Origin of the sequence: Stenotrophomonas beteli (genome assembly GCF_001431665.1) — a bacterium.
Classification (GTDB): domain Bacteria; phylum Pseudomonadota; class Gammaproteobacteria; order Xanthomonadales; family Xanthomonadaceae; genus Stenotrophomonas; species Stenotrophomonas beteli.
In genome coordinates, this window is sequence record NZ_LLXV01000015.1 from 125,959 (window position 1) to 136,107 (window position 10,149).

At 66.6% G+C, this 10,149-nt stretch carries 13 protein-coding genes; 10 read left to right on the plus strand and 3 right to left on the minus strand.

Annotation, left to right across the window (positions count from 1 at the left end; genetic code table 11):
* The first annotated feature begins 17 nt into the window (after nucleotides 1-17).
* Entirely contained in the window at nucleotides 18-515 is a 498-nt protein-coding gene (gene ispF / locus ARC23_RS03185) for a 2-C-methyl-D-erythritol 2,4-cyclodiphosphate synthase (protein WP_057495888.1), read from the plus strand.
* Complete coding sequence (truD, locus tag ARC23_RS03190; RefSeq protein WP_057495889.1) at nucleotides 512-1,543, plus strand: tRNA pseudouridine(13) synthase TruD; 1,032 nt, start codon at nucleotides 512-514, stop codon at nucleotides 1,541-1,543. Before ispF ends, truD begins: the two co-directional genes overlap by 4 nt.
* 70 nt (nucleotides 1,544-1,613) lie before the next feature.
* On the opposite strand, the gene ARC23_RS03195 is transcribed toward truD, so the two are convergent.
* Nucleotides 1,614-2,153, minus strand: a complete 540-nt coding sequence (locus ARC23_RS03195) for a Smr/MutS family protein (protein WP_057495890.1) — start codon at nucleotides 2,151-2,153, stop codon at nucleotides 1,614-1,616.
* A 209-nt stretch (nucleotides 2,154-2,362) separates the two neighbouring features.
* On the opposite strand from ARC23_RS03195, the gene surE reads away from it, so the two are divergent.
* The 5 genes from surE to ARC23_RS03220 all read left to right on the plus strand — a co-directional run bounded on the left by surE (nucleotide 2,363) and on the right by ARC23_RS03220 (nucleotide 5,906).
* Entirely contained in the window at nucleotides 2,363-3,142 is a 780-nt protein-coding gene (gene surE, locus ARC23_RS03200) for a 5'/3'-nucleotidase SurE (RefSeq protein ID WP_057495891.1), read from the plus strand.
* The gene (locus ARC23_RS03205) at nucleotides 3,139-3,816 is read left to right on the plus strand and encodes a protein-L-isoaspartate(D-aspartate) O-methyltransferase (RefSeq protein ID WP_057495892.1); all 678 of its coding nucleotides are present in this window, start codon (nucleotides 3,139-3,141) and stop codon (nucleotides 3,814-3,816) included. The genes surE and ARC23_RS03205 overlap by 4 nt, the downstream gene beginning before the upstream one ends.
* Nucleotides 3,817-3,834: 18 nt before the next feature.
* Nucleotides 3,835-4,449, plus strand: a complete 615-nt coding sequence (locus ARC23_RS03210; protein ID WP_057495893.1) for a YqaA family protein — start codon at nucleotides 3,835-3,837, stop codon at nucleotides 4,447-4,449.
* Complete coding sequence (locus ARC23_RS03215) at nucleotides 4,446-5,228, plus strand: peptidoglycan DD-metalloendopeptidase family protein (RefSeq protein ID WP_057495894.1); 783 nt, start codon at nucleotides 4,446-4,448, stop codon at nucleotides 5,226-5,228. The genes ARC23_RS03210 and ARC23_RS03215 overlap by 4 nt, the downstream gene beginning before the upstream one ends.
* Nucleotides 5,229-5,417: 189 nt before the next feature.
* The gene (locus ARC23_RS03220; protein ID WP_057495895.1) at nucleotides 5,418-5,906 is read left to right on the plus strand and encodes a YqhG/Tai3 family protein; all 489 of its coding nucleotides are present in this window, start codon (nucleotides 5,418-5,420) and stop codon (nucleotides 5,904-5,906) included.
* Between the two features lie 18 nt (nucleotides 5,907-5,924).
* Here ARC23_RS03220 and ARC23_RS03225 read toward each other — a convergent pair whose 3' ends face one another.
* Both ARC23_RS03225 and yhbY read right to left on the minus strand, forming a co-directional pair.
* Nucleotides 5,925-6,299, minus strand: a complete 375-nt coding sequence (locus ARC23_RS03225; protein WP_057495896.1) for an Mth938-like domain-containing protein — start codon at nucleotides 6,297-6,299, stop codon at nucleotides 5,925-5,927.
* Nucleotides 6,300-6,312: 13 nt separating this feature from the next.
* Entirely contained in the window at nucleotides 6,313-6,618 is a 306-nt protein-coding gene (gene yhbY / locus ARC23_RS03230; protein WP_057495897.1) for a ribosome assembly RNA-binding protein YhbY, read from the minus strand.
* Nucleotides 6,619-6,683: 65 nt separating this feature from the next.
* On the opposite strand from yhbY, the gene rlmE reads away from it, so the two are divergent.
* The 3 genes from rlmE to ARC23_RS03245 all read left to right on the plus strand — a co-directional run bounded on the left by rlmE (nucleotide 6,684) and on the right by ARC23_RS03245 (nucleotide 9,608).
* Nucleotides 6,684-7,316 (plus strand): 23S rRNA (uridine(2552)-2'-O)-methyltransferase RlmE, encoded by a 633-nt coding sequence (gene rlmE / locus ARC23_RS03235; RefSeq protein ID WP_005409014.1) that lies wholly within the window; start codon nucleotides 6,684-6,686, stop codon nucleotides 7,314-7,316.
* A 69-nt stretch (nucleotides 7,317-7,385) separates the two neighbouring features.
* Entirely contained in the window at nucleotides 7,386-9,320 is a 1,935-nt protein-coding gene (ftsH, locus tag ARC23_RS03240) for an ATP-dependent zinc metalloprotease FtsH (protein ID WP_057495898.1), read from the plus strand.
* A 102-nt stretch (nucleotides 9,321-9,422) separates the two neighbouring features.
* A complete protein-coding gene (locus ARC23_RS03245) occupies nucleotides 9,423-9,608 on the plus strand; it encodes a hypothetical protein (RefSeq protein WP_057495899.1) in 186 nt (61 codons plus the stop codon).
* Nucleotides 9,609-10,149: the final 541 nt, after the last annotated feature.

Sequence of the window (10,149 nt, forward strand, 5' to 3'; positions counted from 1 at the left end):
CTGCAAGGGTTGCATCCATGAGCACCGCACCGTTCCCGCCCGTCCGCATCGGCCAGGGCTACGACGTCCATGCCTTCGGTGAAGGCGATCACATCATGCTCGGCGGAGTGAACGTGCCGCACAGCTGCGGCGTGCTCGCGCACAGCGATGGCGACGTGATCCTGCATGCCCTCTGTGATGCCATGCTCGGCGCGCTGGCGCTGGGTGACATCGGCCAGCACTTCCCGCCGAGTGACGATCGATGGAAGGGCGCTGACAGCAGCGAGTTCGTGCGCCACTGCGACAGCCTGCTGCGCGAGCGCGGCTGGCGCGTAGGGAACACCGACATCACCGTGATCTGCGAGCGGCCCAAGGTCGGCCCGCATGCCCTGGCGATGCGTGAGCGCATCGGTGGGCTGCTGCAGTTGCCGCTGGATGCGGTCAGCGTCAAGGCGACCACCTCGGAGAAGCTGGGTTTCACCGGCCGCAGTGAAGGCATCGCGGCGCAGGCCGTCGTGCTGCTGGTGGCGGCATGATTCCGGTACCGCTCGCGTTTGGCGCGGCGCTGCTGACGGCGCGCATCCGCACGACGCCCGAAGATTTCCAGGTGGACGAACTGCCGGCCTTCGAGGCCACCGGCGAAGGCGAGCACCTGCTGCTGCACATCCGCAAGCGTGGTGCCAACACCGTGCACGTGGCCAAGCTGCTGGCCAAGTGGGCCGGCCTGCCGGAAATGGCAGTCAGCTACGCCGGCATGAAGGACCGCCATGCAGTCACCACCCAGCGCTTCAGCGTGCACTTGCCCAAGCGCGTCGCGCCGGACCTGGCCGAATTGGCCAGTGATGAGATCGAGGTGATCGAGTCCGCCTGGCACAACCGCAAGCTGCAGCGCGGCGCCTTGGCCGGCAACCGCTTCAAGCTGGTGCTGCGCGAGGTGCGGGGCGATGCTGCAGCGATCAGCAAGCGTTTGCAGCAGATCGCCGAACGCGGCCTGCCGAACTGGTTCGGCGAGCAGCGCTTTGGCCGCGACGGCGGCAATGTACCGGCGGCACTGGCCATGTTTGGTGGTCGGCGCATGCGCAAGGACCAGCGTTCGCTGCTGTTGTCGGCGGCCCGCTCGGCGCTGTTCAACCGCGTGCTGGCCGCGCGCGTGGAGCAGGGCAGCTGGGATCAGCCGCTGGACGGCGAGGTGTGGATGCTCGACGGCAGTCGCAGCGTGTTCGGCCCCGAGCCGTACACCGATGTGCTGGCCGAGCGCCTCGCGCGGTTCGACATCCATCCTAGTGCACCGTTGTGGGGCGAGGGCGAACTGCGCAGCGCCGATGCCGCGCGCGAGCTGGAGCTGGCCGCACTGGACGACGACGAATCAAAGGCGCTGCGAGCCGGCCTGGAAGACGCGCGGCTGAAGCAGGAGCGCCGCGCGCTGCGCCTGCGCCCGGCGTTGCTGCAGCATCAGTGGCTGGCCAGTGATGTATTGGAACTCTCGTTCGCGTTGCCGCCGGGCTGCTACGCCACCGCGGTACTGCACGAGCTGGGCCCGGTCGAAGACGCCTCGCAGGCCTGACAGAAAATGGGGACGGAGGGGATTAAGTCGTTTGTGGCACAAACGGCTTAATCCCCTCCGTCCCCTTTTTTCAGCGACGCGCCAGCAGCACCAGCACCGCGCCGGTGCCGCCTTGCCCGGTGGGCGCCGAATGGAAGGCCAGCACGTCATTGCGCAGCCGCAGCAGGCGGTCGACCAGGTTCTTCAGTACCGGTGCGCCACCGTCGGACTGCAGGCCCTTGCCGTGGATGATGCGCACGCAGCCATGGTCGTGTGCGTGCGCTTCCTGCAGGAACTGGCGCAGCAGCGCTTCGGCCTGCGCGGCGGTGGCGCCGTGCAGGTCCAGCTCGTCCTGCACCGAGTACTGGCCACGCTTGAGGCGCTGGAACAGGCGGGGTGGCAGATTGTCGCGGCGATAGCTGGCCACATCGCCCGCTTCCAGCGGCGTGCTGTCGCGCAGCAGCCGCGCGAACTCGCCGGCCGCTTCGGCCTCGTCACGTTCGGCCATGCGCGCGCGCGGCTTCGGCCGAGGTGCCGCCGGTGCCGGCTCGGCATCCTTGCGCAGCGGCGTCACGGCGCCGATGGCCGCACGGAACAGCGCGGCGGGATCTTCGTCTTCAGGGTGCGACATGCGCACAGGGTAAACCGCCGGCGCAGGTCTGCCTATGACGGTTCGATGTCGGTCGTGACCGCCGGCAGGGTAGGACCGGCGGCCCGCATGCGGCACAATAGACGATGCCCTTGCAGGGTCGACGGCTTCCGCAGGGGAGCGCGACGGTCCCGCCCACACTGCACGGTGACGGAATCGAATTCTTGGAAAATCAAGCGGTTAAATCGAAGATGCGAATCCTGGTCAGTAACGACGATGGTGTCGACGCCGCAGGCATCCGGATGCTTGCCTCGGTGCTGCGCGAGGCTGGCCATGAAGTGACGGTGGTCGCGCCCGACCGCGACCGCTCCGGTGCCAGCAATTCGCTGACCCTGGACCTGCCGATCCGGCTCAAGCGCATCGACCATTACACCGTCTCGGTGGCCGGCACACCGACCGACTGCGTGCATCTGGCGTTGACCGGCCTGCTCGAATTCGAGCCCGACATTGTCGTGTCCGGCATCAACAACGTCGCCAATCTCGGCGATGACGTGATCTACTCCGGCACCGTCTCGGCAGCGATGGAAGGTCGCTTCCTTGGACTGCCCGCCGTGGCGGTGTCGCTGGTCAGCCGCAACCACGATCCGAAGCACTACGAAACCGCTGCACGCGCGGCGGTGGAGATCGTCACCCGGCTCAAGGCCGATCCGCTGCCGGCCGACACCATCCTCAACGTCAACGTGCCGGACCTGCCGTGGAACGAGGTCAAGGGCTTCGAGGTCACCCGTCTCGGCAACCGGCATCGCGCCGAAGGCTGTATCGCGCAGAAGGATCCGCGCGGCAACGAGGTCTACTGGATCGGCCCGGCCGGCCGCGAGCAGGACTCCGGGCCCGGTACCGACTTCCACGCCGTGCGCACCGGCCATATTTCGATCACGCCGATCCAGGTGGACCTGACCCGCTACCAGGCCCTTGAAAAGGTGGCCAGCTGGGTCGGCGGCCTCAGCGCCGCGCTGGACCAGCCGGCATGAGTCCGCGCCTGCGACTGCAGCCGGAAGCCGTGGGTATCGGCATGACCTCGCAGCGCGTGCGTGACCGCCTGGTCGATCGCCTGCGCGAAGCCGGCATCGTCGACGAGGCAACCTTGAATGCGATCCGGGTGGTGCCGCGCCATCTGTTCATCGACGAGGCACTGGCCTCGCGCGCCTATGAGGACACCGCGTTGCCGATCGGTCACGGCCAGACCATCTCGCAGCCCTGGGTGGTGGCGCGGATGACCGAGGCCGTGCTGCAGGTCGCACCGAAGCGCGTGCTGGAAGTCGGCACCGGCTCGGGCTACCAGGCAGCCATCCTTGGCGCGTTGGGCCTGGAAGTCTATACCGTGGAGCGCATCGGTGACCTGCTGCGGCAGGCACGCAAGCGCTTCCGTGCGCTGGGCATGAACATCCGTACCAAGCATGACGATGGTCGCGTTGGCTGGGCCGAGCACGGTCCGTTCGATGCCATCGTGGTCACTGCGGCGGCACCGGCCCTGGTCGATGCACTGGTGGAGCAGCTGGCCGAAGGCGGCCGCCTGGTGGCGCCGGTCGGCGGGCCGGGCGGGCAGTCGCTGGTGCAGCTGGACCGCCGCGCTGACGGCAGCATCGAACAACGCGTGCTGGCACCGGTCACCTTCGTGCCGCTGCTGTCTGGCATGCTGGACTAATCCACGGAGCGGGGTTGCATGAAGATTTTCGGGCCGCTGTACGAGCGGGCGATGAAGTGGGCGGCGCACGAACGTGCGCCGACCTACCTGACGGTGTTGAGCTTCTTCGAAGCGATCATCTTCCCGGTGATGCCGGAGGTGATGCTGGCGCCAATGTGCGTGGCCCAGCCGAAGCGGGGCTGGTGGTTCGCCACCCTCAGTCTGGCTGGCTCGATGGCTGGCGCACTGGTCGGCTACGCGCTGGGGCATTACGCCTTCGAGGCGATCAAGCCACTGTTCGAGGCGCTGGGCATGCTGCCGGCGATCGAGCAGGGCATTACCACCGTGCAGGCGAAGATGGCCGAATCGCCGTGGGCAGTGTTCACCTTCCTGGTGCTGGGCGGCTTCATGCCCATCCCGATGAAGGTCTTCACGTGGGCATCGGGTATCGTCGGCGTACCGATGCCGCAGTACCTGTTGAGCATGCTGATCGGTCGTGGCAAGCGCGTGTTTGTGCTGGCCGCGGTCATCCGCATCGGTGGTGCGCGTGCCGAAGCGGCGCTGCGGCGCTGGATTGAACCGCTGGGCTGGATCGCCACCGCGTTGGTGGTGGTGCTGATCGCCTGGCTTGTATGGAGGTCGAAGTTCGCATGAGTCCTGATCGTCTGAGCAAGGGAGTGCGCATCGGCGCGCTGGCGTTGCTGGTTTCCACCCTGGCAGCCTGTGGCACCGCCACCGTGGTGCGACCCGGGGGCAGCAGCAACAGTGGCGGGGTGACCACGCCGAAGACCTCGGTGCCCAAGCCGGGACAGACCGTGGTCGTGCGCAAAGGCGACACCATCTATGCACTGGCCCGCATCCACGACATCACACCGGCCGATCTGATTGCCTGGAACAGCCTGGACAATCCCTCGACCATCTACCCGGGCCAGGTGATCCGCCTGTATCCGCCGGGTGCCAGCGGTGGCCGCGCGCCGACCACCGTGGTGACCGCGCCGCGTCCGGGCGGCAGCACCGGCAGTACGGCACCGGTCACCGCACCGGCCGGACCGGTGAAGAGCAACATCGCCTGGCGCTGGCCGGCCGATGGCGCCATCGTCGGCCGCTATGTGGCCGGCGACGCGACCAAGCAGGGCGTGGACATTGCCGGTACCAGCGGCCAGCCGGTCAAGGCCACCGCCAACGGCGTGGTGGTGTACTCCGGCGCCGGCCTGGTCGGCTACGGCGAGCTGATCATCATCAAGCACAGCGACCAGTGGCTGTCGGCCTATGGCCATAACCGCAAGCGCCTGGTGAACGAAGGGCAGAGCGTGAAGGCCGGCGAGCAGATCGCCGAGATGGGCCGCACCGGTGCGAACCGCGACATGGTCCACTTCGAGATCCGTTACAACGGCAAGCCGGTCGATCCGCAGCAGTACCTGCCGGCACGCTGACGCAGGCAGGTGCGGGTAGCGCCGGGCGATGCCCGGCGTTCCCGACCTGTAGAGTCGAGCCATGCTCGACTCGCTGTACGCGGGCCGCCGTGGGTGGCCGTTTGCGACCTTGAGTGGCGCATCTCAAGCTTCCCGGCAAGCCAGGGAAGCGGCATGCTTCAACGGAACCAGCCCCCGATCCGGTGCCGTATGTCTCGCCCAACAGCCCTTTTCGTGCTGCTCATCGTCGCGCCATTGGCGACCGCCGCCAGCGATCCACGTGACGTGGCCACCCGCTTCTATGCGACCCTACAGGCCGGCGGGCCGGATCAGGGGGTGATCGCACCGCTGCTGGGCGATGCCCTGCGCGCCGCCATCGATGCGCAGCGCGGCTACGAACGGGCCTGCACCGCACTGGCTGCGCCGGACGAAAAGCCGCACATGCTGGACCAGAGCCCCTATCTCATGGCCCCGGATCGACCGGAAACGGTAAAGATTGGGCTGCCCGGGGTGAGTGGCGATGCGGCCTGGATACCCGTCGAGATGGCGATAGGCGACTATCGCTGGACCGACCGGGTCCTGCTGCAGCAGCAGGGCCAGGACTGGAAAATCATGGACATCCGCTGGGGCCAGGGTGGCAGCCTGATCGGACGGCTGAAGGACTTCTCGGCCTTCCGTTGTACCGCCGCGCACCGGTAGCGCCGGGTCATGCCCGGCTCAACCTTCCAGAATGAAAGCGGCCGCAACCTTGCGGCCTTCACCGGCAAGAATGTTGAACGTACGGGCGGCGGCGGGATTGTTCATCACTTCCAGGCCGATGCCGCGCGACAGGCAGGCCGCCATCACTGCGGCAGGCGGAAACACCTGGCGTTCGCCGGTGCCGAGCACGATCAGTGCCGGGTTCAGTGCCAGGATCGGCTCCAGGTCGGCCACCTGCAGCTCGGCTGAACGCACCACCGGCCACTGCTCGACCAGCTGCTCGGGGGTCAGGAAGAAACTGCTGTCCAGCACCTGCTCGTTGACCCGCGCGGAGCGGCCGTCGGCGGCGCGCAGGCTGTAGGCGTAATCAGGCGGCTCGTGGTTCAGCTGCATGGCGGTAGGGCGATCAGCCGCGCGGCAGCACGATCTGGCGCTGTTCCCTGCTCGGCCGGTACAGCACGGCGACGTGGCCGATGCGCTGCACCAGCGCACTCCCGGTGGCTTCGACGATCTCGCCGATCATCACATCGCGGGCGTCACGGTCTTCGGCTGCGACCTTCACCTTGACCAGCTCGTGGCGCTCCAGCACTTCATTCAGCTCAGCGATGAAGGCCGGGGTCACGCCCTTGCCGCCGGTCTGCAGCAGGGCCTTCAGGTCGTGGGCTTGGCCGCGCAGGAAACGGGTCTGGGAGGCGGTCAGGGCGATGGACATGCAGGAAAAGACGGTTGAATGGGGCGATCAGGGTATCATGAGGACCCCATCAGCCCCTATTTTCAATGGCTACCCGCAGCAAAAGCAGCCAGCGCTGGCTCAAGGAACACTTCTCCGACCCCTTCGTGAAGAAGGCGCAGGCCGAGGGCATGCGCTCGCGCGCCGCCTACAAGCTCGAAGAGCTGCTCGAACGTGACCGGTTGCTGAAGCCGCACATGGTGGTGGTCGACCTGGGAGCGGCCCCGGGCGGGTGGTCTCAGCAGGTCCGGAGACAGATCGGCGATACCGGCCGCGTGCTGGCCCTGGACATCCTGGACATGCCGCCGCTGGCCGGTGTGGAGTTCCTTCACGGTGACTTCAGGGAAGAAGCCGTCCTATCGCAGTTTGAAGCCATGCTCGGGGATCAGCCGGTAGACCTTGTGCTGTCGGACATGGCCCCCAATAAGAGTGGTGTGGGCGCGGTCGACCAGCCGCGGATGATGCACCTGGCGGAGCTGGCCCTGGATTTTGCCGACAACCACCTCAAGACCGGTGGGGCATTCCTGATCAAGCTGTTCCAGGGCGAAGGCTTTGACGACTACGTGCGCGACATGCGCCGCCGGTACGACAAGGTCTCCATCCGCAAGCCGGAAGCGTCGCGCAAGCGCTCTCCCGAGGTGTATGCCTTGGGTCAGGGAAAACGCGCCCACATGAAGTAAGCTCGCAACGTACGCAAGTTCGACCCCAACGCAACGCCAGCACTGAGAGGAACACCGGAGCCAATGAGGATGAACGACTTGACCAAGAACCTCCTGCTATGGGTGGTCGTCGCCGTCGTGCTGATGGTGGTCTTCCAGAGCTTCTCGCCCAAGACCTCCGGGGCTGGGGCGCAGGGCGCGTCGTATTCGCAGTTCCTGGACCAGGTGGACAGCGGCAACGTGCAGAAGGTCGCCTTCGGCGGCGACATGCGCGGCGGCACCAGCCAGCTGACCTACACCACCCGCGGTGGGCAGTCGTCCACCATCACCGCACCGTTTGATCGTGACCTGATCAACGTGCTGCGCACCAAGAACGTGGAGATCGTGCAGGAGGAGCCGTCCAGCGGCATCTCCCTGGGTGCGATCCTGATGAATTTCCTGCCGGTCATCCTGATCATCGGCTTCTGGTTGTTCATCATGCGCCAGATGCAGGGCGGCGGTGGCGGTGCCAAGGGCGCGATGTCCTTCGGCAAGTCGCGCGCCAAGCTGCAGGGCGAAGACCAGATCAAGGTGACCTTCGCCGACGTCGCCGGCTGCGACGAGGCCAAGGAAGAAGTGGGCGAGCTGGTCGACTTCCTGCGCGATCCGTCCAAGTTCACCAAGCTGGGCGGCAAGATTCCGCGCGGCGTATTGATGGTGGGCCCGCCGGGTACCGGCAAGACGCTGCTGGCCAAGGCCATCGCCGGCGAGGCCAAGGTGCCGTTCTTCTCGATCTCCGGCTCGGACTTCGTTGAAATGTTCGTCGGCGTCGGCGCCAGCCGCGTGCGCGACATGTTCGAGCAGGCCAAGAAGCACGCGCCGTGCATCATCTTCATCGACGAAATCGATGCCGTCGGTCGCCACCGCGGCGCCGGCCTTGGCGGCGGTCATGACGAGCGCGAGCAGACCCTGAACCAGCTGCTGGTCGAGATGGATGGTTTCGAGGGCGGCGAAGGCGTGATCGTGATCGCCGCGACCAACCGTCCGGACGTGCTGGATCCGGCGCTGCTGCGCCCGGGCCGGTTCGACCGCCAGGTCGTGGTCGGCCTGCCTGACGTGAAGGGCCGCGAGCACATCCTGAAGGTGCACATGCGCAAGCTGCCGCTGGCCGACGACGTCGAGCCGATGGTGATCGCGCGGGGTACCCCGGGCTTCTCCGGTGCCGACCTGGCCAACCTCTGCAACGAGGCGGCCCTGTTCGCCGCGCGTGGCAACGAGAAGGAAGTCCGCATGGACCACTTCGACCGTGCCCGCGACAAGATCCTGATGGGTGCCGAGCGCCGCTCGATGGCCATGAGCGAGGACGAGAAGACCCTGACCGCGTACCACGAAGCCGGCCACGCCATCGTCGGCCGCCTGGTGCCCGAGCATGACCCGGTCTACAAGGTCACCATCATTCCGCGCGGCCGTGCGCTGGGTGTGACCATGTACCTGCCGGAAGGCGACAAGTACTCGATGAACCGCGTGGCGATCCAGTCGCAGCTGTGCTCGCTGTACGGCGGCCGCGTCGCTGAAGAGCTGATCTTCGGCGAGGACAAGGTCACCACCGGTGCGTCCAACGATATCGAGCGTGCCACCAAGATGGCCCGCAACATGGTCACCAAGTGGGGCCTGTCCGAGCAGCTCGGCCCGATCGCCTATGGTGAAGAGGACGACGAAGTGTTCCTGGGTCGCTCGGTCACCCAGCACAAGAGCGTGTCCAACGACACCGCGCGCCGCATCGACGAGGAAGTGCGCAACATCCTCGACAAGGCTTACGCCCGCACCACGCAGCTGCTGACCGACAACATCGACAAGCTGCACGCGATGTCGCAGCTGCTGCTGCAGTACGAGACCATCGACGCGCCGCAGATCGACGCCATCATGGAAGGCCGCGATCCGCCGCCGCCGGCCGGCTGGAGCAAGTCGAACAAGGACGGTGGCAGCGACAAGGGCGGTGATGCCCGCCCGCTGCCGCCGATCGCAGGCCCGGCCGAATCGCACTGACGGCCCGCTGCAGGTGACACCAGACGAGGCCGGGGCAACCCGGCTTCGTCGTTTCTGGGCCGTCGGCCCCTCCCGATGTACCGATCTGACGCTGGAGTCTGCATGTCCGCCCCGAAGCCCGAACCGATTTCCCACACTGTCGAGATGGTCATTGCCACGGTGGTGGGCGTGGGCGTAGGCCTGAGCGCCGACAACCTGCTGCTGGGCTGTGGTGTCGGCATTGCGGTAGGCATCGTGCTGAGCATTGCCAAGACCCTGTACGTGGACCGCAAGCGCCGCCGCCGTTGAGGGGTGCCGGCAGGGCTGCGCCCTGCACCCGTGGTAGTGCCGGCCGCTGGCCGGCAACCTCAACAGCAACAGCAACAGCGACAGCGGCATTCCGTGGTTTGGCGGGGCGGTGTGGGTTGGCAGGACACGCCGTAAACCCGTCCCTGGGGGCTCGATGGCGCCATCCATGGCGCCAACGGTCCTGCCAACCCACACCGCCCCACCTCTGACAGATTCCTGCTGCTGTTGGTAGGTGTCGACCTTGGTCGACACGGTAGATCCACGCCATGCGTGGATGCATTTCGATTCCAATTCGAAATATTCGATTCCGATGGAGATTCATCCACGCATGGCGTGGATCTACTGCAGATCGCGGAGATCTGTCGAAGGCGGGGCGGGTTCGGTTGCGGGGGCGTGAGCCGCATGGATGCGGCGACCGAGCCTACATGGACGTATTTACGGCGTCCCCCGCAACTGGACCCACCCCGCCAATCCCGCAGGAAACCCGCTTTTGATGTTGCTTATGCCCCGGCCGTTGCCTCTGCAGGCGCAGGGTGCAACC